24 protein-coding genes are annotated in these 26,999 nt (G+C 73.2%); 12 read left to right on the forward strand and 12 right to left on the reverse strand.

Annotated features, from left to right (window positions below):
- Window positions 1–164: 164 nt before the first annotated feature.
- The 3 genes from ACFZCD_RS14505 (at window position 165) to eda (ending at window position 2,359) form a co-directional block, all read left to right on the forward strand.
- Window positions 165–758, forward strand: coding sequence for a hypothetical protein (locus ACFZCD_RS14505; RefSeq protein ID WP_391830543.1), 594 nt, complete (start codon window positions 165–167; stop codon window positions 756–758).
- An 83-nt stretch (window positions 759–841) separates the two neighbouring features.
- A complete protein-coding gene (gene yaaA, locus ACFZCD_RS14510) occupies window positions 842–1,648 on the forward strand; it encodes a peroxide stress protein YaaA (protein WP_391831297.1) in 807 nt (268 codons plus the stop codon).
- A gap of 75 nt (window positions 1,649–1,723) precedes the next feature.
- Window positions 1,724–2,359 carry a bifunctional 4-hydroxy-2-oxoglutarate aldolase/2-dehydro-3-deoxy-phosphogluconate aldolase gene (gene eda, locus ACFZCD_RS14515; protein ID WP_391830545.1) on the forward strand — a complete coding sequence of 212 codons (636 nt, stop codon included), beginning with the start codon at window positions 1,724–1,726 and terminating at the stop codon, window positions 2,357–2,359.
- A gap of 58 nt (window positions 2,360–2,417) precedes the next feature.
- Here the strand turns inward: eda and ACFZCD_RS14520 are convergent, their stop codons facing one another.
- Complete coding sequence (locus ACFZCD_RS14520; RefSeq protein ID WP_391830547.1) at window positions 2,418–2,747, reverse strand: winged helix-turn-helix domain-containing protein; 330 nt, start codon at window positions 2,745–2,747, stop codon at window positions 2,418–2,420.
- Entirely contained in the window at window positions 2,726–3,145 is a 420-nt protein-coding gene (locus ACFZCD_RS14525; RefSeq protein WP_391830549.1) for a hypothetical protein, read from the reverse strand. The genes ACFZCD_RS14520 and ACFZCD_RS14525 overlap by 22 nt, the downstream gene beginning before the upstream one ends.
- A 170-nt stretch (window positions 3,146–3,315) precedes the next feature.
- Between ACFZCD_RS14525 and ACFZCD_RS14530 the strand changes: the two genes are divergently transcribed.
- The 3 genes from ACFZCD_RS14530 to ACFZCD_RS14540 all read left to right on the forward strand — a co-directional run bounded on the left by ACFZCD_RS14530 (window position 3,316) and on the right by ACFZCD_RS14540 (window position 7,332).
- Window positions 3,316–4,794 (forward strand): alkaline phosphatase D family protein, encoded by a 1,479-nt coding sequence (locus ACFZCD_RS14530; RefSeq protein ID WP_391830551.1) that lies wholly within the window; start codon window positions 3,316–3,318, stop codon window positions 4,792–4,794.
- 119 nt (window positions 4,795–4,913) lie between these two features.
- On the forward strand, window positions 4,914–6,212 hold the full coding sequence (locus tag ACFZCD_RS14535) for a multidrug effflux MFS transporter (protein WP_391830553.1): 1,299 nt from the start codon (window positions 4,914–4,916) through the stop codon (window positions 6,210–6,212).
- A 67-nt stretch (window positions 6,213–6,279) separates the two neighbouring features.
- Window positions 6,280–7,332: a small ribosomal subunit Rsm22 family protein gene (locus tag ACFZCD_RS14540; protein ID WP_391830555.1), complete on the forward strand. Its 1,053-nt coding sequence runs from the start codon at window positions 6,280–6,282 to the stop codon at window positions 7,330–7,332.
- Window positions 7,333–7,392: 60 nt separating this feature from the next.
- On the opposite strand, the gene ddaH is transcribed toward ACFZCD_RS14540, so the two are convergent.
- A complete protein-coding gene (gene ddaH, locus ACFZCD_RS14545; protein WP_391830557.1) occupies window positions 7,393–8,223 on the reverse strand; it encodes a dimethylargininase in 831 nt (276 codons plus the stop codon).
- Between the two features lie 114 nt (window positions 8,224–8,337).
- Complete coding sequence (locus ACFZCD_RS14550; RefSeq protein ID WP_391830559.1) at window positions 8,338–8,520, reverse strand: DUF6243 family protein; 183 nt, start codon at window positions 8,518–8,520, stop codon at window positions 8,338–8,340.
- Window positions 8,521–8,637: 117 nt separating this feature from the next.
- Here ACFZCD_RS14550 and ACFZCD_RS14555 point away from each other — a divergent pair, with 117 nt between their 5' ends.
- Both ACFZCD_RS14555 and ACFZCD_RS14560 read left to right on the forward strand, forming a co-directional pair.
- On the forward strand, window positions 8,638–9,249 hold the full coding sequence (locus ACFZCD_RS14555) for a TetR/AcrR family transcriptional regulator (RefSeq protein ID WP_391830561.1): 612 nt from the start codon (window positions 8,638–8,640) through the stop codon (window positions 9,247–9,249).
- 171 nt (window positions 9,250–9,420) lie between these two features.
- Window positions 9,421–10,143 carry a bifunctional DNA primase/polymerase gene (locus ACFZCD_RS14560; RefSeq protein ID WP_391830563.1) on the forward strand — a complete coding sequence of 241 codons (723 nt, stop codon included), beginning with the start codon at window positions 9,421–9,423 and terminating at the stop codon, window positions 10,141–10,143.
- 108 nt (window positions 10,144–10,251) lie between these two features.
- On the opposite strand, the gene ACFZCD_RS14565 is transcribed toward ACFZCD_RS14560, so the two are convergent.
- The 7 genes from ACFZCD_RS14565 to ACFZCD_RS14595 all read right to left on the reverse strand — a co-directional run bounded on the left by ACFZCD_RS14565 (window position 10,252) and on the right by ACFZCD_RS14595 (window position 17,791).
- Complete coding sequence (locus ACFZCD_RS14565) at window positions 10,252–11,163, reverse strand: hypothetical protein (protein WP_391831299.1); 912 nt, start codon at window positions 11,161–11,163, stop codon at window positions 10,252–10,254.
- On the reverse strand, window positions 11,114–12,082 hold the full coding sequence (gene efeU, locus ACFZCD_RS14570; protein WP_391830565.1) for an iron uptake transporter permease EfeU: 969 nt from the start codon (window positions 12,080–12,082) through the stop codon (window positions 11,114–11,116). The genes ACFZCD_RS14565 and efeU overlap by 50 nt, the downstream gene beginning before the upstream one ends.
- 47 nt (window positions 12,083–12,129) lie before the next feature.
- Window positions 12,130–13,458: an iron uptake transporter deferrochelatase/peroxidase subunit gene (gene efeB, locus ACFZCD_RS14575; RefSeq protein ID WP_391831301.1), complete on the reverse strand. Its 1,329-nt coding sequence runs from the start codon at window positions 13,456–13,458 to the stop codon at window positions 12,130–12,132.
- Between the two features lie 49 nt (window positions 13,459–13,507).
- The gene (gene efeO, locus ACFZCD_RS14580) at window positions 13,508–14,641 is read right to left on the reverse strand and encodes an iron uptake system protein EfeO (RefSeq protein WP_391830567.1); all 1,134 of its coding nucleotides are present in this window, start codon (window positions 14,639–14,641) and stop codon (window positions 13,508–13,510) included.
- A gap of 153 nt (window positions 14,642–14,794) precedes the next feature.
- A complete protein-coding gene (locus ACFZCD_RS14585; RefSeq protein ID WP_391830569.1) occupies window positions 14,795–15,649 on the reverse strand; it encodes a heme ABC transporter ATP-binding protein in 855 nt (284 codons plus the stop codon).
- Entirely contained in the window at window positions 15,640–16,737 is a 1,098-nt protein-coding gene (locus ACFZCD_RS14590; RefSeq protein ID WP_391830571.1) for a FecCD family ABC transporter permease, read from the reverse strand. The genes ACFZCD_RS14585 and ACFZCD_RS14590 overlap by 10 nt, the downstream gene beginning before the upstream one ends.
- Window position 16,738: 1 nt before the next feature.
- Entirely contained in the window at window positions 16,739–17,791 is a 1,053-nt protein-coding gene (locus ACFZCD_RS14595; protein WP_391830573.1) for a hemin ABC transporter substrate-binding protein, read from the reverse strand.
- Window positions 17,792–17,924: 133 nt separating this feature from the next.
- On the opposite strand from ACFZCD_RS14595, the gene ACFZCD_RS14600 reads away from it, so the two are divergent.
- The 4 genes from ACFZCD_RS14600 to ACFZCD_RS14615 all read left to right on the forward strand — a co-directional run bounded on the left by ACFZCD_RS14600 (window position 17,925) and on the right by ACFZCD_RS14615 (window position 26,261).
- Window positions 17,925–19,343 carry an HtaA domain-containing protein gene (locus tag ACFZCD_RS14600; RefSeq protein ID WP_391831303.1) on the forward strand — a complete coding sequence of 473 codons (1,419 nt, stop codon included), beginning with the start codon at window positions 17,925–17,927 and terminating at the stop codon, window positions 19,341–19,343.
- Between the two features lie 72 nt (window positions 19,344–19,415).
- On the forward strand, window positions 19,416–21,170 hold the full coding sequence (locus ACFZCD_RS14605; protein WP_391830575.1) for an HtaA domain-containing protein: 1,755 nt from the start codon (window positions 19,416–19,418) through the stop codon (window positions 21,168–21,170).
- Between the two features lie 168 nt (window positions 21,171–21,338).
- A complete protein-coding gene (locus ACFZCD_RS14610; protein ID WP_391830577.1) occupies window positions 21,339–21,740 on the forward strand; it encodes a hypothetical protein in 402 nt (133 codons plus the stop codon).
- A gap of 6 nt (window positions 21,741–21,746) precedes the next feature.
- Complete coding sequence (locus ACFZCD_RS14615) at window positions 21,747–26,261, forward strand: hypothetical protein (protein ID WP_391830579.1); 4,515 nt, start codon at window positions 21,747–21,749, stop codon at window positions 26,259–26,261.
- Here the strand turns inward: ACFZCD_RS14615 and ACFZCD_RS14620 are convergent.
- Window positions 26,258–26,920 carry a heme oxygenase (biliverdin-producing) gene (locus ACFZCD_RS14620; protein ID WP_391830581.1) on the reverse strand — a complete coding sequence of 221 codons (663 nt, stop codon included), beginning with the start codon at window positions 26,918–26,920 and terminating at the stop codon, window positions 26,258–26,260. The two genes, ACFZCD_RS14615 and ACFZCD_RS14620, sit on opposite strands and share 4 nt — an antisense overlap.
- Between the last annotated feature and the right edge of the window lie 79 nt (window positions 26,921–26,999).

A 26,999-nucleotide genomic window follows, 5' to 3' on the forward strand; every position in this document is an offset into this window, starting at 1 on the left:
CCGCCGTGCCGACCATGCTACCTGGCGGGGGCTGTCACGATCGCCGCCCGGTGCTTCGCCGCCGGTGCTCGCGGCCCGGACCCAGGTCCCGCCCCTTGACCCCGCCACGGCGTCCGCGTGTTCACTGGGGCCGTGGTGATCACACGAGGAGAGGACGCGCCGTCATGAATCTCGCCCGGGCGTTCGCCGTGCACGAGGCGCGGGTCTGGCGCGGGCTCGCGCTGTGGGTGGTCCGGCGGCGCGACGGGCTCGGTGGCGGCGTGCGGGCGCTGCCCTACGCGCGGGCCCAGGCCTCCACCCTGTACGCCCTGCTCTTCGTGTGCGTCGTCGAGACGGTCGGGATGTCCTTCTTCACCGCCGGGTATCCGGTCCTCCACTGGGTGGCCCTGGCCCTCGACGTCTACACGGTCCTGCTCGTCCTCGGCTTCCACGCGGGCAGCGTCGTCCGGCCGCACACCGTCGGCCCGGAGGGGCTGCGGATCCGCCAAGGGGCCACGCTCGACCTGTGCATACCGCTGGCGCTCATCGGTACGGTCCGCCGTGACCTGCGCTTTCCCGGGAACGACATCCCCGGCGACGCCCTCGACGTCCCGGTCGCCGCCCAGACCTCCGTCACCGTCGAGCTCACCGCAACCGTCACCGTCGCCCGGCTCTTCCGGCGGCCCCGCGAGGTCCGTACGGTCCGCTTCCACGCCGACGAGCCGTATGCCGCTGCCGAAGCGATACGGGAGTTCGTGGCCTCCGAGCCCGCCCACTAGGCGGTGCGGGCGGCGTTAGGCTCGGGGTCCGCGTGCCCGGAGCCGTATCCGGGCCCGTGACCGTACCGATGGGAGAAGAGACCGTGCTCGTGCTGTTGCCGCCGTCCGAGGGGAAGGCCGCCGCCGTCGGGACCGGCGCCGGGCCCGCGCTGGAGGTCGGGGCGCTGTCGCTGCCGGGGCTGGCCGGGGCGCGGGAGACCGTGCTCACGGAGCTCGTGGAGCTGTGCGCGGGCGACGAGGACAAGGCCGCGGAGGTGCTCGGCCTGTCCCCGGGGCTGCGGGGCGAGATCGCGAAGAACGCGGCGCTGCGGACGGCGGGCACCCGCCCGGCCGGCGAGGTCTACACGGGCGTGCTCTACGACGCGCTGGGCCTCGCCACGCTGGACGCCGCGGCGCGGGAGCGGGCGGAGCGGTCGCTGCTGGTCTTCTCCGGGCTGTGGGGCGCGGTCCGGATCGGTGACCCCATCCCCTCCTACCGCTGCTCGATGGGCGTGAAGCTGCCGGGGCTGGGTGCGCTCGGCACGTACTGGCGCGGTGTCATGGACGATCACCTGCCGCAGGAGGCGGACGGCCGGATGGTCCTCGACCTCAGGTCGGCGGCGTACGCCTCCGCGTGGAAGCCGAAGGGCGAGGTCGCGGAGCGGACGGCGACGGTCCGGGTGCTGCAGTCGAAGATCGTGGACGGGGTCGAGAAGCGGTCCGTCGTCAGCCACTTCAACAAGGCCACCAAGGGCCGGCTGGTCCGGGACCTGCTGACGGCGGGCGTGCGACCCGGCGGGCCCGCGGAGCTGGCGGAGGCCCTGCGCGACCTCGGGTACGCGGTGGAGGGCACGGCTCCGGCCCGGGGCGGCCGGTCGTGGGCGCTCGACGTGGTGGTGACCGAGCTCTGAGGGCGCGGAGGCCGTCCCGTTGCGCATGACGCAACGTTCGTTGCGTTTGCCGTAGCCCCGGCCGAGGATGGCGGCGTGACCGCCTCCGTCCTCGGCCTCGCTCCCGTCCTCCCCGTCGCCGTCCTCCCCGACGCGGCCGACGCCGTCCCTCTCGCCCGCGCGCTCGCCGCCGGCGGCCTCCCGGCGATCGAGGTGACGCTGCGGACGGACGCGGCCCTCGATGCGATACGGGCCGTCGCCGCGGAGGTGCCGGAGGTGGCCGTGGGCGCGGGCACCGTCCTGTCCCCCGGCCGGGCGGCCGCGGCCGTGCGGGCCGGGGCCCGCTTCCTGGTCAGCCCGGGCTGGACGGAGCCGCTGCTCGCGGCGCTGCGGGCGGAGGGCGTGCCGTTCCTGCCGGGCGTCTCGACGGTCTCGGAGGTCATGGCGCTGCTGGAGCGCGGGGTGCGCGAGATGAAGTTCTTCCCGGCGGAGGCGGCGGGCGGTGCCCCCTACCTCGCCTCCCTGGCCTCACCCCTCCCCGAGGCCCGCTTCTGCCCCACCGGCGGCATCGGCCCGGCCACGGCCCCCGCCTACTTCGCCCTGCCCAACGTCCCCTGCGTCGGCGGCTCCTGGATGCTCCCGCCCCCCGTCCTGGCGCGCCGCGACTGGCCCCGGGTGACGCAACTGGCCCGGGAGGCGGCACGTTTACGGTGCGGACCGGGCCCGGTCTGACCTCAGCTCGTATCCGCCCGCCATCCGTCGCCGCCCGTCACCCGCAGGCCCCCGCTCGCTACGCGCCCGCGATCGCCCGCAGCGCTTCGCAGTGGGCGGCGAAGGCGGCGCGGCCCTCGCCGGTCAGGGCGAGCCACGTGCGCGGGCGCTTGCCCACGTGCCCCTTGGTGACCGCGACGTAACCCGCCTTCTCCAGTGTGGCGACCTGCTTCGACAGCACCGAGTCGCTCACTTCGACGGTGTCGCGCACGAACGCGAACTCGGCCTTGTCGGCGGCGGCCAGGGTGGCCACGACGGAGAACCGCACCGGTGCGTGGATCACCTCGTCGAGGCCGTGGCGCGGATGGCTGCGGCCCTCGGTCACGCTCACCGCCGCCCGTCCAGCCACGCGCCGATCAGCCACGGAAGGGCGACGACGACGGCCCCGGACACCCACCACGCGGGGTCGCCGCGGAACCAGATGGTGCCCGGAGTGATCACGGCCGCGTGCAGCAGGCCCCAGAGGGCGATCATGGTGTGGTGCCGGCGGGTGAGCCCCCGCCGGTTGACGGGCTGGCGGGCCCCGTAGAGACCCAGGGCCGACACCGCCGCCGCCCACAGCACGCCGAAGGTGATCGCGGCCCCCGGCCCGTCGATCAGGCTGCTGCCGAGCACGGCAGCCGCGGCCATGAAGCCGAACACCAGCTGGTAGCGGGCGAACCAGCGGGAGCGGTCCCGCACGGCGGAGTCCAGGATCTGCGCCCGGGCCAGCGCCGCTGCGGCGGCCGTCGCTTCACGGTCCGGCATGTGAGCCTCCGTCAGTCCACTGTGCGGCGCGCCCTCGTGGCGCGCTCGCACTTCCACAATGGCAAGTACTTTCCAACATGGCAAGTACTTTCCGTGGCTCCGGAAAGTGGCGCACCGCCGCCCCCGTCGCACCCCTTCACAGCCGCCCCACCCGCGCGCAATCTGAACGCATGACCCCCCTCTCCGAAAATCCGTTCACCCTCGGCGTGGCCTCCGGCGACCCGCTGCCGGACTCCGTGGTGCTGTGGACCCGGCTCGCGCCCCTGCCGCATGAGCCGGGCAACGGGCTGCCCGCCGAGGGCAGCATCGCCGTCCAGTGGGAGCTCTCCGAGGACGACACCTTCCGCCGCGTGGTGCAGAGCGGCACCGCCGCCGCGCCCGCCTCCGACAGTCACACCGTCCACCTGGACCTGCGCGGCCTCGAACCCGATCGCGTGTACTGGTACCGGTTCCGCGCCGACCGCTGGATCAGCCCCGTCGGCCGCACCCGCACCGCGCCCCGGCCCGACGCGGCCGTCGCCACCGCCCGCTTCGGGCTGCTCTCCTGCCAGCAGTTCGACGAGGGCTACTACACCGCCCTCGGCCACCTCGCCCGCGAGGACCTCGACGCGGTGTTCTTCGTCGGCGACTACATCTACGAGAACGCCATCAACGCCCAGGGCGGCGCCCGCCGGCTCGCCGATCCGCTCCCGTCCTTCTACGACCACGTGACGGTGAACCTGGAGGACTACCGCCAGCGCTACGCGCTCTACAAGTCCGACCCCGCGCTCCAGGCCGCCCACGCCGCCCACCCCTGGTACGTCACGTGGGACGACCACGAGGTCGCGAACAACTACGCGGGCGACATCTCGCAGGACAACGACCCCGTCGACCAGTTCCGCGCCCGCCGCGCCGCCGCCTACCGCGCCTACTGGGAGAACATGCCGTTACGCAGAGCCCAGCGGCCCGCCGGGCCGGACATGCGCCTCTACCGCCGCTTCGCGTACGGGCGCCTCGCCCAGTTCGACATCCTCGACACCCGCCAGTACCGCAACGACCAGGCCTACGGGGACGGCTGGCACACCCCCGGCCCCGAGACGCAGGACCCGGCCCGCACGATCACCGGCGACGCCCAGGAGCGCTGGCTCCTCGACGGCTTCCGCGCCTCCACCGCCACCTGGAACGTCGTCGCCCAGCAGGTGGCCTTCTCCCAGCACAAGGAGACGCCGGACGCCGACGCCCGGGTCAGCATGGACACCTGGGACGGATACTCCGCCTCCCGCGGCCGCGTCCTGGACGGCGTCGAACAGGCCGGCATCCAGAACCTGGTGATCCTCACCGGCGACGACCACGTCCACTTCGCGTACGACGTGAAGAAGGACTTCGACGACCCGGACTCCGCGACGCTCGGCGTGGAACTCCTCGGCACCTCCGTCTCCAGCGGCTTCGACGGCGACGAGCGGCCCGCCGACTGGGAGACGACGCTCGCCGCCAACCCGCACCTGAAGTACTACGACGGACGGCGCGGGTACGTCGTGGTGACGCTCGACCCGCAGCAGGTGCGCGGCGACTTCCGTACGGTCGCCAAGGTCACGACGCCGGGCGCGCCCGTCGCGACGGCCGCGTCCTTCGTCTCGGAGGCGGGCGCGCCGGGCCTCCGGCAGGCGTGACGCGCCCCGGAGGCAGTGCATCCCGTCACACCGGCCCCCTGAATAACATGTAAGCCCCAAGTATGGGCCGCGGTCATGACACCATGGTTGAACGGACGACAAACCATGGAGCGCAACGCATGACGGACCCCGGCCAGGACACGGCCGAGCAGCAGCCGCAACAGCAGCAGCCCGCCCGGACCGCCGGACGGAACCCCGCGGGCCCCGGCCCCTCCGGGGCCCGCGCCACGGGCCTGATCGTCACCCTCGTCCTCGGCGGGCTGACCGCGCTGCCACCGCTCTCCATGGACATGTACCTCCCGGCCCTCCCGGAGGTCACCGGCGCCCTGCACAGCCCCGCCGCCACCGTCCAGCTCACCCTCACCGCCTGCCTCATGGGCATGGCGCTCGGCCAGCTCGTCGTCGGCCCCATGAGCGACAAGTGGGGGCGCCGCCGCCCGCTCCTCGCCGGCATGGTCGTCTACGTCCTGGCCACCGCGGCCTGCGCCCTCGCCCCCACCGCCGGGCTGCTGATCGGCTGCCGCCTCGTCCAGGGCCTCGCCGGCGCGGCCGGCATCGTCATCGCCCGTGCCGTCGTGCGCGACCTCTACGACGGCGTGGCCATGGCCCGCTTCTTCTCCACGCTCATGCTGATCTCCGGCGTGGCCCCCGTCGTCGCACCGCTCATCGGCGGCCAGATCCTGCGCCTGACCGACTGGCGCGGCGTCTTCGTCGTCCTCACCGCCGTCGGCCTGCTGCTCACCCTCGTCGTCTGGCGCTTCCTGCACGAGACCCTGCCGCCGGAGAAGCGCCAGGCTGGCGGCCTCGGCGCGGCCCTGCGCGCCATGGGCGCCCTGCTCGCGGACCGCGTCTTCACCGGCTACATGCTCGCGGGCGGCTTCGCCTTCGCCGCGCTCTTCGCCTACATCTCCGCGTCGCCGTTCGTCGTCCAGGACATCTACGGGGCCTCCCCGCAGACCTTCAGCCTCCTCTTCGGCCTCAACTCCGTCGGCCTCGTGCTGGTCGGCCAGATCAACGGCAAGCTGCTGGTCGGCCGGGTGAGCCTCGACAAGGCCCTCTCCGTCGGCCTCGCGGTGATCGCGCTGGCCGCCGTGGCCCTGCTGCTCATGGCCTCCGGGGTCTTCGGCAAGGCGGGCCTCGCGCCGGTCGCGGGCGGGCTGTTCGTCCTGATGTCCGCGATGGGCCTGGCGATGCCCAACACCAACGCCCAGGCACTGATGCGCTCGCGCGACGCCGCGGGCTCCGCCTCCGCCCTGCTCGGCACCTCCACGTTCCTGCTGGGCGCGCTGGCCTCGCCGCTGGTGGGCATCGCGGGGGAGGGCACGGCCGTGCCGATGGCGACCGTGCAGCTGGTGTGCGCGCTCGCGGCGGCGGCGTGCTTCCTGGGCTTGTGCCGCCCGTGGCAGCGGCGCGGCTGAGCCACCGGCGACAGGCACGGTCCGGCACGCAGGGCCGCCCCGTGCCCGCCCGCATAGAATCCGTCGAATGCACGCCCCCCATTCCCCCCGGTCCGGCGAGGACCTCCGCACCGCGCTCGCCGGTCTCCTCGACGGTCTGCCGCCGCGCCAGGCCGCGCAGGCCGTCGAGCGGCTGATCGCCAACTACCGGGGACTGACTCCCACCGACGCCCCTGTACTGCGCGACCGCTCCGACGTGGCCGCGTACGCCGCCTACCGGATGCCGGCGACGTTCGAGGCCGTCCGCTCCGCCCTGGAGGCGTTCCGCGACCGGCTGCCGTCGTTCGTCCCCGCCTCGCACGTGGACGTCGGCGGCGGCACGGGCGCCGCCACGTGGGCGGTGGCGTCCGCCTGGGAGGACGAAGAGGACGCCGACGGCGCCGACGGGGCCGGGGGCCGGGAGACGACCGTCCTGGACTGGGCGGCCCCCGCCCTCGCGCTCGGCGCCGAGCTGGCCCGTACCGCCTCCTCCCCGGCCCTGCGCGGGGCGCGGTGGCAGCGGCAGACGATCGGCGCCGGCCTGAGCATCCCGGACGGCGCCGGTCTGGTCACCGTCTCGTACGTGCTGAAGGAGCTGACCGACGCCGCCCGCAGCGCCGTCGTGGCCGAGGCCGCCCGCGCCGCGCAGGCGGTCGTGATCGTCGAGCCCGGCACGCCCGACGGCTACCTGCGGATCATCGAGGCCCGGGACCGGCTGATCGCGGCCGGCTTCCGCGTCGTGGCACCGTGCCCGCACAGCGCGGCGTGCCCCATAGAGCCGGGCTCCGACTGGTGCCACTTCTCGGCCCGGGTGAGCCGCTCCTCGCTGCACCGGCAGGTCAAGGGCGGCTCCCTGGCCTACGAGGACGAGAAGTTCTCGTACGTGGCGGCGGTGCGGGGGGATCTGCCGGGGGCCGCCGAGGCCCCCGTGCCCGCGCGCATCGTGCGCAAGCCGCAGATCCGCAAGGGCCAGGTCCTCCTCGACCTGTGCACGACCGCGGACGGCCTGGCCCGGGAGACGGTGACGAAGCGGCACGGCGACGCCTACAAGGCGGCGCGGGACGCGGACTGGGGCGACGAGTGGCCTCCGGCCGGGGCGTGAGCCGAGCGCGCCCGTGCGGCGGAACCGCACCTCGCACCCGGCCCGCGCCCCCGAGGGGCGCTACCCCCGCAGCTCCTGCGTGCAGCACTTCACGCTGCCGCCGCCCTTGAGGAGCTCGCCGAGGTCCATTCCGATGGGCTCGTAGCCCCGGGCCCGCAGCGGCTCGAAGAGACCGACCGCCGCCTGTGGCAGCAGCACGTGCCGGCCGTCCGAGACGGCGTTGAGGCCCAGCGCCGCCGCGTCCTCCTCGCTCGCGATCAGGGCGTCGGGGAACAGCCGTCTCAGCACGGCCCGGCTGCCGGGCGAGAACGCGCCGGGGTAGTACATGATCTCGCCGTCCGTGGTGTCGTCGAGCACGCACAGCGCCGTGTCGAGGTGGTAGTAGCGGGGGTCGACGAGGTCGAGGCCGATCACCGGCCGGCCGAAGAACTCCTGCGCCTCGGGGTGGGAGAGGGGGCTGCTGCGGAAGCCGCGCCCGGCGAGCAGCCAGGACGCGGTGACGGCGAAGTCGCCCTCGCCCTCGTTGATGTGTTCGGGTTCGAGCACGTCGGCGTAGCCCCGCGAGCGGAACCAGGCGACGTGGACCGCGGCCTCCGCGGCCCGCTCGGGGTGGGCGAAGCGCGCGCCGAGCACCCGGCCGTCGACGACGGTCGCGCCGTTGGCGGCGAAGACCATGTCCGGCAGCCCGGGCCGGGGCTCCAGTTCCTCGACGGTGTGCCCGAGGGAGAGGTAGCGGTCCCTGAGGTCCTCCCACTGCGCCAGGGCGAGGGGGATGTCGACCGGCTTGCCCGGATCCATCCAGGGGTTGATGGAGTAGGTGACCCTGAAGTGGGCGGGCGGGCACATCAGATAGCGCCGCGGAGTGGCCGCGCGTGGGGCTGTACTACGCAAGGAGTGCTCCTCACGGTGGAGTTGGACACGCACGGATCGTCGTGCGTGCCCAAATCGTCCACGCTCCACGGGCTTTGGCGCATGAACCGTACGGGTGGTTTAGCGCTGGCTCACTCACGCGCCGGTGGTTCCGCTTCGTCCTTCCCGCAACTTCCGCAGCAGTTCCCGCTTACGTGCCGCCGCGTCGGCACCACCGCCGGCGCGCCCGCCCCGGCCGCCGCCGCGCAGGGCGTCGCGGGAGAGGTTGCTGCGGGTGCCGCCGACTCCGAGCATGCTGCCCGCACCGCTTCGGCTCATGGGGGTTCTCCCTTCACTGGGCGAGACGCTCCGTCTCGCTGTGTTCCTCATAGTGAACGAGACGTATCGTCTTGTCAAGACGATACGTCTCGTTGGATGCGTCGTTAGGATGCCGCCATGACCGATGCCCCGGCCCCCAAGACCCCCGACGCCTCCCGCCGCAGCGAGCGCTCCCGCCGCGCGATCCTCGACGCCGCCCTGGAGCTCGTCGGCGAGACCGGTTTCGCGAAGCTCACCATCGAGGCCATCGCCGCCCGCGCCGGCGTCGGCAAGCAGACCATCTACCGCTGGTGGCCCTCCAAGGCCGCCGTGCTCTTCGAGGCCTGTGTCCCCGAGGGAGTCGACCCCGCTTCCATCGAGCTCCCCGACACCGGTGACATCGCCGCCGACCTGAAGACCGTGCTGCGGGCCACCGTCGACGACCTCAACGACCAGCGCCTCGACGTCCCCACCCGCGCGCTGACCGCCGAGACCGCCAACGACCCCGAGCTCGGCCGCGCCCTCACCGAGAAGGTCCTCGAACCCCAGCTCCAGGCCTACGTCCGGCGGCTGCGCGCCGCCCAGGAGGCGGGCCAGGTCGACCCCGGCGCCGACCTCCGCATCGCCCTGGAACTGCTGGTCGGCCCGCTCTTCCACCGCTGGCAGACCCGCACCCTGCCGCTCACCCACGCGTACGCCGACACCGTCGTCGACCTGGCCCTGCGCGGCATGGCCCCGCGGCACCCCTGACCCCCTCCCGGCCCGTCACCCGTCCGAGGGAGCCGCCGGGGCGGCGCGCCGGCGGCCGGCCCCGCCCGCACGAGCGGCCGGTCTCACACCCCCTGGATACGTCCGACGGTCACACCAGGCGCAGGATGGTGGCAGCATTGACCGGAGACCGCGGTCGAAGTGAGGGGATAGATGGAACGCAAGAGCAGGTTCTCCCAGTGGCTGCGCCGCCCCAGGAGCGGAGCGGGCGGCGGTACGGGCACGGGCGCGGCCTCGGAGGCCGCCCGAGAGGAACTGCTCCTGGCCGCGGCGGCCGCAGGCTTCCCGCTGGCCCCGGCCGCCCACCCGTCCGGGTACGGCTGTTCCTGTGAGCGCATCGGCTGTCCCACCCCCGGCCGCCACCCCGTCTCCTTCGCCTGGCAGACCCTCGCCACCACCGACGCCGAGAAGGTCACGGCGTGGCTGCGCGGCCAGCCCGAGGCCAATTTCGTCACCGCCACCGGCATCGCCCACGACGTCCTGGACGTGCCCGCGGAGGCCGGCCGGCAGGCCCTGGAGCGGCTGCGGAAGGCCGGCGTCGAGACCGGCCCCGTGGCCACCGTCGCCCCGGACCGCATGCTCTTCTTCACCGCCACCCGCGGCACCCCGGACGACGAGGACGAGTGGTGGCCCTGCGAGCTCGACTGCCATCCGGAGACGATGGACGAGCATCCGGGCCTGCGCTGGCACTGCCGCGGAAGCTATGTGCTCCTGCCCCCCTCACGGCTGCCGGAGGACGCCGGCGTCGCCTGGCTCCAGGGCCCCGAGCGCCCGCTGCCCGACCCGCTGACGCTCCTGGAGGCGCTCACGGACGCCTGCGCCCAGTACGCGGGCGGCCGCCCCGACCACGAGGCGGCCTGGCCCATCGGCCGCTGAGACCCCCACCGCGCGGAGGGCCGCTGTACGCCCGGCCGCCGGCCCTGCTCGCCGTCCTACGCGTCGCCCCGGCTCATCGCCCTGTTGCCGGCCCCGCCATGCGCCCCGCTATTCGCCCTGCGCGGCCGTCATCGTGTCGATCCGGTTGAGGAAGACGATCTGCCCGCCGTCCGCACCCCGCGGCGGCACCTCGACCGCCGCCTCCGAGACCCGCGTGTACGTCACCGAGCGCTTGAGGTCGCCCTTCAGCAGCGCCTGCGTCCGCGGGTCGGTCACCGCGGGCCGCAGCCCCTGGGCCATCGTCCGCTTCTCCCGGTGGTGCGCGGTGAAGAACACCAGCGCGCCGCCGTCCTCGGTGCGCAGCGCCGGGGCGGGGAAGCCGGGAGCCCCCTCGGGGGTGTCGATGAACTCGGTCCAGAAGGTGGCCGTCCGCCGCACCTTGTCGCGCTCGGCCCGCAGCTCCGTCGTGCGCGGCCCCGGCGCGAAGGACCGGCCCTGGCCGGTGCGCAGGAAGTCGGCGTAGGCGGCGCTCACCTTGCCGGGGTCCGTCATCAGACCGGTGTCCTTGCCCTTGGCCGCGGGGACGGCCTCCGCGTAACCGTTCTTGCCGGTCGCGAACTTCGGCACCTTGCCCGGATTGACGATCGACAGGTACGCCGCCTTCCACGGCTCCTTCACCCCGTACCGCGTGAACACCACGAGCCAGCGGTTGCCGTCGCGGTTGCTGCGGGTGTCGGCGAGGAAGAACTTCGGCCACCCGGCCTGCGCGGGGATGGTGAAGCGGGCGTCGTCCAGGACGAGGGAGGGGTACTTCGGGTTGCCGCCGGGCGTCTGGACGCGCTGCGCCGCCAGGTCGGCCTTGCCTATCTCGGCCAGGGCACCGGTCTCGACCCGGGCGATCACGTCCGGGTCGAGCTTGCGGTAGCCCTCGTTGTAGCCGTCGGTGAAGGTCTTGAGGACCTTGGCGGCCTCAGCCCTGCCCACCGACGGGATGATCTCCCGTTCGCCGTGCACCGTCATGCACCCGGTCGCCGTCAGCAGCAGCAGCGCCGCCGTCACGGCCGCCTGCGTCGTGCGCGGTCTGCCGGCCCGCCGTCGTCTCATCGGGCTTCGACTCCTTGGTGGCTGCTCGGTTCGGCGCCACCCTACCGGGGGCGAAGAACACCAGGAGGGTGGGTACCAGATACAGCGCCCACACCGCCACCTGCAGCCACGTCGGGTCCGGCTGGAAGTTGAAGACGCCCTTGAGCAGGGTGCCGTACCAGCTGTCGGCCGGGATCTGCTCGCTGATGTCGAAGGCCTTGCTGCCCAGGCCCGGCAGCGCGCCGGCCTCCTGCAGGTCGTGGAAGCCGTAGGCGAGCACGCCCGCCGCGACCACGATCAGCATGCCGCCGGTCCACGTGAAGAACTTCGCCAGGTTGATCTTCAGCGCGCCGCGGTAGAACAGCCAGCCCAGCAGCACGGCCGTGAGCAGCCCGAGCACCGCGCCGACCAGCGGCCGGACGCCGTCGTCGGTGGCCTGCACGGCCGTCCAGATGAACAGCGCGGTCTCCAGGCCCTCCCGGCCCACGGCCAGGAAGGCGGTGACGACGAGCGCGGTCGTGCCCATCGCGAGCGCCGCGTCCAGCTTGCCGTGCAGCTCCTTCTTCAGGTGCCGCGCCGTGCGCCGCATCCAGAAGACCATCCAGGTCACCAGGCCCACGGCGATGACCGACAGCGAGCCGCCGAGCATCTCCTGCGCCTCGAAGGTCATGGTCTGCGAGCCGTACTGCAGCAGCGCGCCGAAGCCCATGCTCAGCAGCACGGCGGCGGCGATGCCGGCCCAGACCGGGCGCAGGGCGTCCCGGCGCCGGGTCTTGACCAGGTAGGCGACGAGGATGCAGACGACCAGGCTGGCCTCCAGGCCCTCGCGCAGGCCGATCAGGTAGTTGCCGAACATGCGGCACTCCTCTCAGGAGGGACGGACGGTTCAGGAGGGGAGGGCGGTCACGCGAAGAGGGACTTGCCCCACCAGTCGCCCTTGTCCCGGACGCCCGGCGGCACGGCGAAGATCGCCGAACCCACGTGCTGGATGTACTCGTTGAGCGCGTCGTTGCGCGCCAGGTTCGTCTGCAGCGGCACGAAGCCGTCCCGGACGTCCTTCTGGTACGCGATGAAGAACAGCCCGGCGTCGAGCCGGCCCAGCCCGTCGGTGCCGTCCGTGAAGGAGTAGCCGCGGCGCAGGATCGTGATGCCGTTGTTGCTGTCGGGGTGGGCGAGACGGACGTGCGCGTCGGGCTTCATGGCCTTCAGCAGCGGCTCGTCGCGCTCGCGCTCCCTGCCCACCGGGGCGCCCTCGGCCTTGTCGCGGCCGAAGACGTCCTCCTGCTCCTTGAGCGAGGTGCGGTCCCAGGTCTCGATGTGCATGCGGATGCGGCGGGCGACGAGGTACGAGCCGCCGACCATCCAGTCCGGGCCGTCCTTCTCGCCGACCCACACGTGCCGGTCGAGGCGGCCGGTCTCGGTGCCCGCGATGTTCCGGGTGCCGTCCTTGAAGCCCATCATGTTGCGCGGGGTCTGGGCGTCCGGCGTCGTCGAGGACGTCTTGCCGAAGCCGAGCTGCGACCAGCGGATCGCGACCCGGCCCATGCCGATGCGGGCCAGGTTGCGGATCGCGTGCACCGCGACCTGCGGGTCGTCGGCGCAGGCCTGGACGCACAGGTCGCCGCCGCTGCGGGCCGCGTCGAGGTTGTCGCCGGGGAAGGCCGGAAGGTCGATCAGGGCCTTCGGGCGGCGGTCCTTGATGCCGAAGCGGTCCTTGCCGTCCTTCTCGAACAGGCCGGGGCCGATGCCGAAGGTGAGGGTCAGCCGGGACGGCTTGAGGCCGAGGGCCTCGCCGGTGTCGTCCGGCGGCAGCTCGTCGTCGTCCTGGACGGCGCCCTCGCCGACCTCGTGGCCCGCGGTCATCCGCGCGGCGGCGGCCGTCCACTCCTGCAGCAGCTTCACCAGTGCGGCGCGGTCGGTCGTCGTCACGTCGAAGGCGGCGAAGTGCAGCCGGTCCTGGACGGGGGTGGCGATGCCCGCCTGGTGCTCGCCGAGGAACGGCACGGCGTCGCCGGCCGAGGCGGCCGGGGCGGTGTCCTCGCCGAGGCGCAGCGCGGCGGCGGTGCCGCCGGCGGCCACGGCGCCGAGCGCGAGGCCCGCGCCGCCCCAGCCGAGGACGGAGCGGCGGGAGGGCTTCGCAGATGCCTGCGCGGCCCGCCCGGCCTCCGTGGAGTCTGCGGTGGCCGAGGTGCTCGCGCCGTCGCTGCCGGTGCTGCTGTTCGTGTTGCTCATGCTGCTGGTGCTGCTGGCCTTCGTGTTGTCCGTCACCGGAAGTCCCCCGTTACTTCGCGACGGCGCCGGCGAGCTTGGACAGGGGCTCCGCGAGGGCGTTCACGCCGTCGGAGAGCTTCTTGCGGTCGTCCTTGCCGACGGTGTCGTAGGCCTTGAAGGCGTCACCGTCGCGGTACTCGCCGAGCAGCTTCTTCAGGTCGGCGAACTGCTTGTCGAGCTCCGTGACGAGCGCGGCGTCGTTCTTGGCGGCGACGGGCTTCAGCAGCTCGTAGGACTTCTCGGCGCCCTCGACGTTGGCCTGGAAGTCGGGGAGGTCGGTGTGGCTGTAGCGCTCCTCCTCACCGGTGACCTTGCCGGTCGCCACCTCGTCGAGCAGCTCCTTGGCGCCGTTGGCCATGCTGGTCGGGGTGATCTCGGCGGTGCCGACGCGCTTCTGCCAGTCCTTGAGGTCCGTCATCAGCTGGTCGGCCAGCTTCTTGTCGTCCTCGTCGATCTTCTTCTCGTCCCAGAGCGACTTCTCCAGCTTGTGCCAGCCGGTCCACTTCTGGTCCTTCTCCAGGCCGTCCTCGCGGACGTCGACCTTCGGGTCGATGTCACCGAAGGACTCCGCGACCGGCTCGGTGCGCTCCCAGCCGGTGCGGGAGACGGCGTAGAGCTTCTTCGCCTCGTCCACGTCGCCGCTCTTGACCGCGTCGGCGAACTTCTGCGCCGCGGGGATCGTCTCGTCGGCCTGCTGCTGGACGTACTTGCGGTACTCGGCGACCGCCTTGTCCAGCTCCGGGTTCGCCTTCTCCGCCTTGCCGCCGCCGGTCACCGTGATCTTCTGGCGGATGCCGTCGCCCTTCATCCCGGGCTTGCAGGCTATTTCGTAGTCGCCCGGCTTCTTGATCGTCGCGGTGATCTCGGCCTTGGTCTTCGGGCCGATGTTCTCCCGCTCCGTCACGATCCGGTCGCCCGCGGCGTACACGTACACCTCGGTGACCTTGGAGCCCGTGTTCTCGATGCCGAACTTCACGTGACCGGCGGGGAACGAGGTCTTCGAGACCTCGCACTTGTCGTCGGAGGCGGTCACCTTGATCGTGTCCGAGTCCTTGCTGTCCGACTTCTCGGCGCAGCCGGACACGGCGGTCAGGGCCGCGGCCGCGGCGACGGCGGCTATGGCGGAGGAGCGGAAGGCGCGCATAAGGGCTCCAGGCGTGCTCGGAGAGGACGGACAGGACGGACGGGATGTACGGGCCATAAACGGCATGGCCGAAAACCGGCTGTCCGAATAAGGCCGCCCTAACTTATCTGAGGCTTGCCTACCCTGTTCCCGGAACGGTGCGTGATTCTGCTCTCACGAGGCAAAATCTCGTACCGCCCGCCTCGGAACCACCAAAGGTTCACCGGTGCGCGGATGATCAATGACGTCGACCGGCTGCAAATAGACACGAGTGAGCAACTCCGCTTCGAGCACCCGGGCCGGCGGGCCCTCCGCCGCGACCCGCCCCCGGTGCAGGACCGCGATCCGGTCCGCGTAGGCGCCCGCGAGCCCGAGGTCGTGCAGGACGACCACCACCGCGTCCCCCGCGGCCGCCCGTTCGCGGCAGATCCGCAGCACCAGCTCCTGATGGCGCAGGTCCAGCGCGGCGGTCGGCTCGTCGAGCAGCAGGAGGGCGGTGCGCTGCGCGAGGACGCGGGCCAGCGCGACCCTCGCCCGTTCGCCGCCCGAGAGCGCGGCGAACGGCCGGGGCGCGAATCCGGTCACCTCGGCGGCGGCCATGGCCTCCCGCACGGCCGCGTCGTCCTCGTCCTCGGCGGGGGTCCCGGCCCAGGGCGCGCGGCCCATCCGGACGACCTCCTCGACCGTGAACGGGAACGACAGCCCGGCCGACTGCGGCAGGACGGCCCGGCGCAGGGCCAGTTCGGCGGCCGACCAGGAAGCGGCGGGCTCGCCGTCGATCCGCACCTCGCCGGAGGCGGCGGGCAGGTCGTGCGCGAGGGCGGCGAGGAGCGTGGACTTGCCGGCGCCGTTGGGCCCGACGAGGGCGAGCACCTCGCCGGCGGCGACGCCCAGGCCGACGCCGTCGAGGACGGTACGGCCGCCGAGGCGCACGGAGAGGGAACGGGCCTCGGCGAGAACGGTGCCGTGGGGGGAGGGGGAGGGGAGCCGGCGGTTGCGGTTCCCGAACAGCGCTCTGATCACGCCCATCCCCCCTGCTTCCGCCGGGTCCTGCGCAGCAGCCAGAAGAAGAACGGGCTGCCGAAGAGCGCCGTCAGGACGCCCAGCGGCAGCTCCGCCGGCTGGGCCGCCGTGCGGGCCGCGAGGTCCGTCACGACGAGGACCAGCGCCCCGCCGAGCGCACTCCCCGGCACGAGGAAGCGGTGACCGGGCCCCGCGGCCATCCGCAGCAGGTGCGGCACCAGCAGGCCCACGAACGTGATGACCCCCGCCACGGCCACCGCGGCCGCCGTCAGCAGCGCGACCACCAGGACCAGCACCAGCCGCAACCGCTCCACGTCCACCCCCAGGTGGCGCGCGGGCCGCTCGCCCAGCGCGAGGAGGTCCAGCTTCCGCCCGTACAGCGGCGCGACGGCCAGCCCCGCGAGCGCGCACGGCAGGACGGCGAGCACCTTCGGCCAGCTCGCCTGCGCGAGCGACCCGAGCTGCCAGAACGTGATCTGGGTGACCTGGGCGTTGTCGGCGAGGAAGATGCCGAGGCCGACGAGCGCGCCGCCGAACGCGTTCACCGCGATGCCGGTGAGGATGAGCGTGACCACTTCCGTACGGCCGCCCGCGCGCGAGAGCGCGTACACCAGCAGGACGGTCACGAGCCCGGCGGCGAACGCGCAGGCCGTCACGGTCCAGTTGCCGGCGAAGCGCAGCCCCAGGGAGATCGCGGCGACCGCCCCGACCGCCGAGCCCATCGAGATGCCGATGACCCCGGGTTCGGCGAGCGGATTGCCGAACACGCCCTGCATCAGCGCGCCCGCGCAGCCGAGCGACGCCCCCACGAGGAGGGCCAGGGCGACGCGGGGCAGCCGTACGTCCCACAGCACGCTCTCGGGGACCCGCTCCAGCTCCTCCCCGCCGAGCCCCGCCCGGTGCAGCAGGGAGCTCACGACGTCGCCGAGCGGGATGTCGTACGCGCCGAGCCCGGCGGAGAACAGGCAGGCGAGGAGCAGGGCCGCGGTCAGGCAGGCGGTGAGGAGGGAGGTGGTGCGGCGGTGCCGGGCGGGCGGCGGTGGACCGGCTACGGGTGCGGAGGAGTCCGTGGTGCTGGTGCGCAGGAGGCTCACGTCACTTCCCGCCGTGGATCTGCTCGACGAGGGAGGCGAGGACCGTGTCCGTGCGCGGGCCGAAGTTCAGCAGGACGCCGTCGTCCACGGAGGCGACGCGGCGGTCCAGGCCGGCCGGTGTCTGCCCGACGCCGGGGATCTTGACGAGTCCGTCCACGCCGCCGACGGAGGCGAGGCCCTTGCTCATGACGAGGATGACGTCCGGCGCGGCCTTGGCGAGGGCCTCGCTCGTGAGCGGCGTGAAGTCCTTCTTCAGTCCCGACTCCTTGCCCGCGTCCACCCCGCCCGCGGCCTCGATGAGCGAGTCCGCGCCGGACCCGGGCCCGCCTAGGAGGTAGACGGAGGCCGTGCCGCGCAGGTAGAGGAAGGCGACGCGGGGCTTCTTGCCGCTGCCGTGCGGGACGGCCCGGGCGGCCTTCTCCAGCCGCTGCTGCGTGCGGCGGTTGAGCTCGTCCCCGGCCGTGCCGACGCCGAGGGCGGCGGCGACCTTGCCGATGCGGGGCGCGATGTCGGCGAGCTTCCGGGCCGGGTCGAGGACGACGAGGGGCACCCCGGCGGCGCGGATCTGCTCGACGGCCTCGGCGGGCCCGGTTGTGGTCTCGGCGAGCACCAGCGTGGGCTTGAGCGAGAGCACGCTCTCGGCGGAGACGTCGTGGGCGCGGGTGACGACGGGCAGCTTCGCCGCCTGCTCGAAGGTGGCCGTGACGTCGCGGGCGACGACCCGGTCGCCGAGGCCGAGGCTGAAGACGACCTCGGACAGCGCACCGGTGAGCGGAACGATCCGGTCCGTGCTGCGGACGGTGACGTCACGGCCGTCGGCCGACCGTACGGTGGCGGGGAGTTGGGCCTTCGGCGTCCCGGGGAGTGGCTCGATGCGGTCGGCTGCCGGGGCCTTGGCCCCTGCCGCGGACGCGCCTGAGCTGCTCGAACTGCCTGAGGAGCCGCAGCCGGTGAGGGCCAGGGCGAGCAAAGTGAGCCAAGTGAGCAGTGCGGCGCGTATGCCGGTGCGACGTGGGGTACGTATCGCGGTGCCCGCCGACTGCCGTTGAAGCACGGTTCTGTCTGCCTTTCGCTCCGGCCGGGGGTTTCCGACCTGATGGGACGTAGCTTAGGTTAGCCTTACCTAAGTTGCCATAGCGCGATGTCCAGCGATGTCTGCTGTCCCGCCCGGAAGGGGCCTCTCGATGCTGCCGCCGCCCAGACCTGCCCGAGCCTCTGTCGTCGCCCTGCTGGCGGCGGTGCTGGCGGGGTTGGTGCCGGGGCCCGTCGCCCGTGCCGACGGGGACTCCGGCTCGGCAAGGACGGTCTCCGGCGGCCGCCTGGACTGGGGCGTGAAGTCCTCCTTCCAGAGCTACGTCACCGGTCCCATCGCCCAGGGACGCTGGGACCTGCAGGGCGGTGCCGCCACCATCGGCGGCAGCCGGTTCCGCTTCCACTCCGCCAAGGGCAGCTACGACGCGGGCAGCGGAGCCTTCGAGGCCGGCTTCTCGGGCGGCGTGCACTTCACGGGCCACAAGAAGTCCGACGGCTCGTACGAGCTCGACCTCACGCTCAGCCGCCCCGCCGTCCGCATCTCCGGCACCGGCGGCACGCTCTACGCCGACATGGTCGGCAAGGCCAAGGGCACGGGAGCCGTCACGCGGGCGTCGCGGGTGCCGCTGGCCGCGCTCGACCTGAAGGGCGTGAACATGCGCGGCGCGGGGACGGCCGTGACGCTGACCGACGTCCCCGCGACGCTCACGGCTGAGGGCGCGGAGGCGTTCGCGGGCTACTACGCGGCGGGTACGGCGCTGGATCCGGTGGCGCTGTCGGCGGACGTGCTGGCAGCGGCGGGGCCGTCGCCCGGGCCGAGGGCTCCCGAACAGCCCGAGAAAAAGGACGCCCCCAAGGGCGAGTTCACCGGCGCCGCCGTCGACTGGGGCGTGCGCCGCACCTTCCGCGAATACGTGACGGGGCCCGTCGCCCAGGGGTCATGGAAGCTGAGCGACGGCGCCCAGGACGGCGGCGCGCTGTTCCGCTTCCCAGCAGGGAGGGGCACGTACGACGCGGCGGGGCACACCCTCGACGCGGCGTTCACCGGCACGGTCCGCTTCACCGGCAACCACCTCGACCTGGCGCTCAGCGGGGTCAAGGTGAGGGCGAAGGACGGCAGGGGCACGCTCTCGGCGGACGTCACGAGCGGTGGCGGCGAGCCTCACCGGTCTGTTCCGCTCATCACCTTCGACGCCTCCGCCCTGAAGGAGAAGGACGGCCTCGCCGCGGCTGCCGAAGCCCCGGCCGAGCTCACGGCGGAAGGCGCGGAGGCGTTCGCCGGCATGTACCGCAAGGGGGAGACGATGGACCCGGTCTCCCTCGCTGTCCCCTTGAGCTCGGAAGCGAAGCTTCCGCCCCTGCCGGACCTCGGCAAGGCGTCGGCGCCTGCCGAAGCTGATCCGACGACGGGTCAAAAGGCGGATTCCGGCCGTAAGGTGGCCGCAAAAAGTGCAACCGCTGCCTCATCCGACTCGTCCTTCCCGGTGCTTCCGGTAGTCGCGGGTGCCGTGGGCGTCGTGGTGGCCGCGGCCGCCCTCGTCGCCCTACGCCGCCGCCGGGCTGCCGCCGGCTGAAACCGCTTACGGCTCCGCGCCGACTGCGGCGCGCTCTTTCTTCTCTTGCTCTAGCTAAGGAGACCACCGACGATGACCGTCACCTCCCGCCGGGCGCTTGCCGCGCTTGCTACGGCGACTGTGCTGGGCGCTACTGCGCTGGCCGTCCCTGCGTTCGCGGCGGACACTCCGCAGACCACCACCGGCGGGGCGCCGAAGTACAGCCTGAAGGACGGCACGCTCGTCTGGGGAGTGGAGAACATCTTTCGCGACTATGTCGCCGGCGACGGGAAGATAGAGGTCGCCGAAGGCGCCAAGCAGGACAAGGACAACGGCCCCTTCACGTTCGTCGACGGCGCGGGCTCGTACGATGCGGCCAAGAACGTCCTTTCCACCACTTTCAAGGGCAGCGTGCACTTCCTCGCGCACGAGAAGAAGGGTCAGTGGCTGCTCGACATCAAGCTCTCCGACCTGAAGGTCACGTCGGACGCCAAGAGCGACGGCAAGACGGGCAGCCTCGTCGCCGATGTGACGATCAACGGCACGACCCAGCAGGACGTTCCCCTCGCGGACCTGGACCTGGGAGCGAAGCCGGTGCTCGGCAACGGCGGTGGCGCGCTGAACTACAAGGAAATACCCGCGAAGGTGACTGCAGAGGGCGAAAAGGCCTTCGCGCGCGACAGTGTGCCGTCAGCGGGCTTCCACAAGGGTGATTCCATCGCGCCGGTGACCGTGTCGGCCACGGCAGCGAAGGCTGCTCCGGAACCGACGACTGGCGGGCAGGGAACGGGAGGCAACTCCGGCGGTGCGGCAGGCGGGGCGGGCAGCACCGGCAGCACGGGCGGCACGGCGACGTCCGGAGGCAGCTCCGCCGGTGCGTCGGCGGGCTCCACTGGCACGACCGGGCAGAACTCCGGTGGCGCGGCCGGGGACACGTCGGGCTCCGGTACCCAGCAGCCCGACGGCACCCTCAACGACGGCACCCTCAACTGGGGTCTGCAGAAGTACTTCCGTGACTACATCACCGGAGGCGCCAAGGGGAAGATCGACGTCTCCGAAGGTGCCGTGAAGACGGGCGCCGGATTCCGCTTCCCCAAGGGTGAGGGGAAGTTCGACGCCACCACCTCCACGCTGGTCGCCGCCTTCAAGGGGCAGGTGCATTTCACGGGCCACGAGGGTCTGTTGGACATCAAGCTCAGCAACCTCAGGGTCGAAGCCTCCGGCACCACCGGAACCCTCTTCGCGGATGTCGCCAACAAGAACGGTCCCCAGGTCAAGAACGAGCCGATCGCAGAGCTGACGGTTCCGGAGGCGCTCAAGGCCAAGGACGGCATCGTTACTCTGCCGGCGGTGAAGGCGAAGCTGACCGAAAAGGGCGCGGTGGCGTTCGCCCGTGACGGCAAGCAGTACCCGAACTTCAAGAAGGGGTCTTCCCTCGACCCCGTGACCGTCGCCGTCGCCACGAAGGCAGGGGCCAAGCTCCCTGAGCCCCCGGCGGGGACCGTTTTCGCGAACTGCGCGGAGGCCACGGCTGCCGGCAAGGCCCCGTTGCGCAAGGGCGACGACGGGTACTCCGCCCAGCTCGACACCGACGGCGACGGCGTTGCCTGTGAGACCAGCACGGGAGCCACCACCGGTGGTGCCGGTACGACCGGCGGTACCGGCAGCACCACCGGCGCCGCAACCACCGGCGGCTCCGGGACCGAGGCCACCAACACCTCCCTCGCCAGCACCGGTGCCAACACCCCCACCGCCCCCCTCCTCGGCGCCGCAGGCGCCCTCGTGCTTGCGGGCAGCGGGGCCGTCTTCGCCGTCCGCCGCCGCGGCCGCGGCACCACGCAGGGCTGACCCCCGCGCCCCGCAGACCGGCGTCCCCTGCCTTCACCGGCCCCGGCAGGGGACGCCGCCACCCACGGAAACAACCGTGACCGAACTGCCGTTCTGCCGTACCCCGTTGCGGTGTAGCCTCGTGGTCCCGCTAGTGACGTGAGGCACGTGAAGGGCAGTGAGGGCCCAGTGAAGGCAACGCTGGCAGTGAGCAGCCCGGGCAGCGGTCCCGGCCCCGGCGGCGCGGCGAACGATCTCCGCCGGTGGCTGCAACGTCATCCGGAGTTGCGGGCGCACGTCAGGCAGGAGCCCGCCCCGGAGCCCGCGCCCGGCACCATGGGCGCGGTGTCCGAGCTCCTCACGCTCGTGCTCGCGCCGGGCGGGGTGACGGTCGCGCTGTCGGCCGCGGTCGTCGCCTGGCTGCAGAACCGCCGCGGCAACCAGACCGTCACGATCACGCTGCCCGACGGCGCGCAGGTCACCGTCACCACGGAGAACGTGCGCGATCTGAACGCCCGGGACAGCGGCGAGCTGGCCCAGCGCCTGGCCGAGGCCCTCCGGCAGGGTCAGCCGCCGGCGGACGGGTCCTGACCTCCCGTGGACGAGGGGTCCGGAAGGGACCTGACGGGTCCCGACTGCCACGCCCTCGTGGTGGGTACGGGCCGGCATCCCGCGGGGGCCCGGCTCACCGGTCTGCCGAGCGCCGCCCGTTCCGCCACCGCCCTCGCCGAGGCGCTCCGCTCGGAGTGCGGCATGGCCGGCGACCGCGTCACCCTGATCACCGACCCGTCCGGGCCGTCGGCCGTCCTGTCCGCCATGAGGGCCGTCACCGACCGGGCGGAGGGCGGTGTCGTCCTCTTCTGCTTCGTCGGCCACGGCCTCCTCGGCCCGGCCGAGCAGCTCTATCTCGCCACCGCGGCCACCGACTCCGCGCAGGACACCGCCGACGCCGTCCCGTACGCCGAGATCCGGAACCTGCTCGGCGAGTCCTCCGCCCGCCCCGTGGTGATCCTGGACTGCTGCTTCTCCGGGCTCGCGGAGGCCGTCCGGCAGGGGCCGCGCCGCGACCCGTACGTCTCGGCCCGTCCCCGCGGCAGCTTCCTCCTCGCCTCGGCGACGCACTACGCCGCGGCCTTCGCCCCGGAGGGCGAAGAGCACACGCTGTTCAGCGGCGAACTCCTGCGCCTGCTGCGGGAGGGCGACGCGGGCGGCCCGAAGCGGTTCACGCTCGCCGACCTCTACCGCCACCTCGACCGCCGCCTCCAGGGCGCGCCCGCCCGGCCCCACTCCGGCAGCGAGGGCCGGATCGGCGACCTGGTCGTCGCCCCCAACCCCCGCTACGCGCCCGCGGCCCCGCCCGGCGCGGAGCCGCCGTCCGAGGGCGCGTGCCCGTACCCCGGCATGCGGCCCTTCCTGCCCGAGCAGCACGACGTCTTCTTCGGCCGCGAGAAGCTCACCCTGGCCCTGGTGGACCGGGTGACGGCCGCCGGACCCTCCGGCCCCGTGGTCCTCGTGGGCCCCTCCGGAGTCGGCAAGTCCTCGCTGCTGCGGGCCGGCCTGGGGGCGAGGCTGGACGGGGAGGGACACGGCGCCGTGCTGCTCGTGCCCGCGCCCGGCGCCCGGCCCTTCCGTACGCTCACGGCGGCCTGGGCGGACGCCACGGGCCGGCCCTTCGGCGACGTCGAACGGGACCTGGGTGCGGGCCGGTTCGGACGGTCGGCGGACGGCAGGAGGCCGCCCGGCGTCCTGATCGTCGACCAGCTCGAAGAGATCTTCACGCACTGCGAGGACGCCGAGGAGCGCGAGCTGTTCATCCGCGCCCTCACCGGCGCGGAACCGGCCCCCGGCCCCCGCGTCGTCCTCGGCCTGCGCGCCGACTACTTCGGCCACTGCCTGCGCGACCCCAGGCTCGCCCGCCTCGTACGGAACGGGCAGTTCCCCGTGTCCCCGATGGCCGGCGACGAACTGCGCGACGCCATCGAGAAGCCGGCCGCGCATGCCGGGCTGGGGCTCGAGGACGGCCTGGCCGACCACCTGCTGCGCGAGCTGAAGGACGAGGACGCCGGCGCGCACGGGACCACCGCCCTGCCGTTCCTCGCCCACGCGCTGCAGGAGACCTGGGCCCGCCGCGCCGGCAACCGGCTGACCTTCGCCGGCTACCAGGCCACCGGCGGCATCCGCACCTCCGTCGGCACCGCCGCCGAGCACATCCACGACTCCCTCGACGCCGACGGCCGCCGCGCCCTGCGGGACGTGCTGCTGCGCATGGTCCGGCTGGTGGACGGCGACGGCAGGGCCGTACGGCGCCGGGTCCGCACCGGCGAACTCGGCGACCACGAGGCGCTGCTGAAACGCCTCACCGACGCCCGCCTGGTCGTCGTCGACGATGACGGCGAAGCCCAGCTGTGCCACGACTCGCTGCTCCACGCATGGCCCCGGCTCCGCGACTGGATCAACGAGGACCTCGACGGGCTGCTGGTGCGGCGCAGGCTGGGCGACGCCGCCGACGCCTGGGCCGAGGCCGGGCGCCCGGCCAGCGGCCTGTACGCGGGCAAGCACCTGGCGGCGGCCCGCTCCCTGACGGCCGGCGACGGGCGCGAGCACCTGCCGATGCGCCCGGTGGAACGGGACTTCCTGGCGGCGAGCGGGCGCGCCGAGCGGCGCCGGAAGCGCTTCCGGCGGGCGGGGCTCGCGATCGTCGTCGTCCTGGCGGTCCTCGCGTCCACGCTCGCCGTCCTGGCGCGGGGCGCGCAGCACCGGGCCGAGGACCGGGAGTCGGTGCTGCTCTCCAAGCAGCTGGCGGCCAAGGCCGGCGAGCTGCGCGAACGCGACCCGCTGACGGCCTACCGGCTCAGCCTCGCCTCCTACCGCCTGGCGAGCACCCCCGAGAGCCGGTCCAGTCTCTACGCGGCGCAGATGTCCCGGGTGCCCGTGGACCTCAAGGGGACGGGCGAACCCGTGCTCCACGTGGCGTACAGCGGGGACGGCAAGGTGCTGGTGACGAGCCAGCCCGGCGGCCGGGTGCAGCTGTGGGACGTGAGCCGCCCGACCGCCCCGAAGAAGGCGGCCGCCCTGAACCTCGGCTCCGCAGCAGCCATCGCCTTCCACCCCCGTACGCGCCTGCTGGCCGCCCAGACGGCCGGCGGGTTCGCCGTATGGGACACCGCCGACCCGCAGCGCCCGCGCCGCCTCGCCGCGCGTGCAGCACCCGGCGGGGCGCCGTCCTCACTGGAGTTCGGCCCCGACGGCAGGACGCTGGCGGCGGGCCTGGAGAAGGGCCGGCTCCTGCTCTGGGACCTCGCCGACCCCGCCCGCCCTGAACTGCGCACCGACCGCACGGTCGCCCCACAGGACGTGGTGTCCGTCGCGTTCCACCACGACGGCCGGCTGCTGGCCGTGAGCAGCGGCACCCTGGGCGCGGAGGACGGGAGCGGCGGTACGGGCGCGATCGGGCTGTGGGACGTGCGGGATCCGGCCCGGCCCGCCCTGAAGGACACGGTGACGACCGGCACGGCGACGCGGGTCGCGTTCCATCCGCGGCTGGAAGTGCTTGCCGGTGCGAGCCGGAAGAGCGCCCTCGCGGGGTGGACGGTCGAGGGAGGCGCACGGCTGAAGTCCTTCGCACCGGCCAAGGACAGCTTCACGTACTGGAAGTTCGACGACCTTCCCGTCCTGGGCTTCAGCAAGGACGGCGCCACTCTGGTGTGGGAGGGCGAACGGAGCGCCGTGACGGACCCGACCGAACTGTTCCTGCGGCACGTCGGGGACAAGGACGCAGCACTCCTCGACAGCGGTACGCAAGAGAGCCGTCTGCCGGTGAGCACTCCCACCCGTGCCCTCGCCTGGGATCCCGGCGGTGCGTACCTCGCCGCGGGCGGGGAGAACGGCACGGTACGGCTGTGGCCGCGGCGGCCGCCCGCCCCGGCGGCCGTCGGGGCCCTGCCCTTCGTCGACACCGGGACCAGCCCGGTCAGCCACGACGGGAGCCTCATGGTCACGGAGGAGCGGGGGAAGGGACCGGAGGTGACGCTTCGGGTGTGGGACGTCAGGCGGTGGGAACGGCCCCGGCTGAAGTTCACCGTTCCCCGGCCCTGGGAGGTCCGCAACTTCCTGCCCGGTACGTCCGTCCTCCTCGCCCACCGGTACAGCCCGGACACCAAGGACCATCTCTTCCGGCTCTGGGACATGAGCGGGCCCGGAGATCCGGTCCAGGGCGGTGACATCCCCCTCAAGGCCCCGGACGTGAACCTCGGCTTCAGCCCCGGCGGCCGGCTGCTGGCCCTCGGGCGGACGTTCGACCACCGCATCGAGCTGTGGGACGTGAGCACGCCGCGCACGCCGGTGCGGCGGTCGGTGTTCGAGGGCAGCACGAGGGACTTCACGGCGAGCATCTGGTTCCTGACCGACCGGCTCATCGGGACCCGGGAGGGGAAGGGGAACCTGCAGCTCTGGGACGTCTCCGACCCCGGCCGCCCCCGGAAGGCGGGGATCGTCACGGGCCTCAAGTCCGACGGGAGGCTCGGCTTCGGCTCCCCCGGCACCCGGCCCCTCATGCTGGTGGAGGAGCCCGGCCGGAAGTGGGCGCTGTGGGACCTGTCCGACCCCGGCCGGCCGCAGCGCGGCGGTCTGCTCCCGCTCGGCTTCAGCGGCTATTACGGGGTCGGCGGCGACGTGCTGGCGGCCATCGACCGGGACACCAGTCTGCAGTTCTGGGACGTGAAGGACTTCCGGCATCCGCGGAAGACCCGCACCATGCCCCTGGACCAGGGGAACACCGAGATCTACCAGGGCCCGGACCACAGCCGGATCCTGACGGGCGGTACGGGCAAGAGCTCGCACCGGATCTGGGACATCGGGCCCGGCGGGGACTGGCGCACGCCCTACTTCGCCGCACTGCCGGAGGCGAGCCGCGTCGAGCTCTTCCCGGACCGCCTGCCCCTCATCGCGGTCACGTCCGAGAAGGCCGTCCCCGGCGCGGGCGCGCTGACCTTCCTCCTGCACCCCGACACCGACCGCCTCTACGCGCAGCTGTGCCGCACCGACGCGTCGAGCGTCCCCCGGGAGGACTGGAAGAACCTCTTCTCCGACGTGGCCCACCAGCGTTCCTGCTAGGCGGTGAGCGGGAACTCCCGCCCCAGATCCTGGAACACCGCCGTGTTCAGCGCGAACGCGCGCTTGCACTCGTCCACCACGCGCTGCTTCTCCAGGTCGTCCACCGGCAGGGCGTCCAGCAGCTCGCGGTACTCGCGCTTGAAGGCGGCCGGGTTGGCTATGGCCTCGAAGACGTAGAAGCGGACGCCGTCGCCCTTGCGGGCGAAGCCCCACGTCTTCTCGGCGGTGCCGCGGATGATCTGGCCGCCGGAGAGGTCGCCCAGATAGCGCGTGTAGTGGTGGGCGACGTAGCCCGCGGGCCAGCGGCGCGCGCACTCCTCGATCCGGGCCGCGTACTCCGCCGTCGCGGGCAGCGCAGCGAGGCCGCCGCGCCAGTCCGGGCCGCCCAGGTGGGCCAGGTCGCGCTCCAGCTCGGCGGTGCGGGCCAGCTCGGGGCGGATGAAGGGGCCGGCCACGGGGTCGCCGGCGAGGGCCGCGGAGGACGCCTCCAGGGCGCGGTAGACGAACCAGAGCTGTTCCGTGTAGCGGCGGTAGGCGTCGACGCCGAGGCGGCCGCCGAGCATGTCGCTCATGAACGTGGAGTTCTCCGCCTGCGTGTGCTGCTCGTGCGAGGCGGTGCGGATGAGCGTGGAGAACGGCGGGCTGGCGGGCACGTCCAAGGCGGACCTCCGGTGACCGAGGGGACGAGCGTGGCGTCGGGAAGCCATCCTTCTGCTTAGGCTTACCTAAGTCAACGGC

It is taken from the genome of Streptomyces sp. NPDC008001 (assembly GCF_042958085.1).
Classification (GTDB): domain Bacteria; phylum Actinomycetota; class Actinomycetes; order Streptomycetales; family Streptomycetaceae; genus Streptomyces.

Coding starts and splice junctions, on each gene's coding strand:
- ACFZCD_RS14505 (WP_391830543.1), top strand. CDS start 165: ATGAATCTCGCCCGGGCGTTCGCCGTGCACGAGGCGCGGGTCTGGCGC.
- ACFZCD_RS14525 (WP_391830549.1), bottom strand. CDS start 3,145: ATGCCGGACCGTGAAGCGACGGCCGCCGCAGCGGCGCTGGCCCGGGCG.
- ACFZCD_RS14530 (WP_391830551.1), top strand. CDS start 3,316: ATGACCCCCCTCTCCGAAAATCCGTTCACCCTCGGCGTGGCCTCCGGC.
- ACFZCD_RS14535 (WP_391830553.1), top strand. CDS start 4,914: ATGACGGACCCCGGCCAGGACACGGCCGAGCAGCAGCCGCAACAGCAG.
- ACFZCD_RS14540 (WP_391830555.1), top strand. CDS start 6,280: ATGCACGCCCCCCATTCCCCCCGGTCCGGCGAGGACCTCCGCACCGCG.
- ACFZCD_RS14550 (WP_391830559.1), bottom strand. CDS start 8,520: ATGAGCCGAAGCGGTGCGGGCAGCATGCTCGGAGTCGGCGGCACCCGC.
- ACFZCD_RS14555 (WP_391830561.1), top strand. CDS start 8,638: ATGACCGATGCCCCGGCCCCCAAGACCCCCGACGCCTCCCGCCGCAGC.
- ACFZCD_RS14560 (WP_391830563.1), top strand. CDS start 9,421: ATGGAACGCAAGAGCAGGTTCTCCCAGTGGCTGCGCCGCCCCAGGAGC.
- ACFZCD_RS14565 (WP_391831299.1), bottom strand. CDS start 11,163: ATGACGGTGCACGGCGAACGGGAGATCATCCCGTCGGTGGGCAGGGCT.
- efeU (WP_391830565.1), bottom strand. CDS start 12,082: ATGTTCGGCAACTACCTGATCGGCCTGCGCGAGGGCCTGGAGGCCAGC.
- efeB (WP_391831301.1), bottom strand. CDS start 13,458: ATGAGCAACACGAACAGCAGCACCGGCAGCGACGGCGCGAGCACCTCG.
- efeO (WP_391830567.1), bottom strand. CDS start 14,641: ATGCGCGCCTTCCGCTCCTCCGCCATAGCCGCCGTCGCCGCGGCCGCG.
- ACFZCD_RS14585 (WP_391830569.1), bottom strand. CDS start 15,649: ATGGGCGTGATCAGAGCGCTGTTCGGGAACCGCAACCGCCGGCTCCCC.
- ACFZCD_RS14605 (WP_391830575.1), top strand. CDS start 19,416: ATGACCGTCACCTCCCGCCGGGCGCTTGCCGCGCTTGCTACGGCGACT.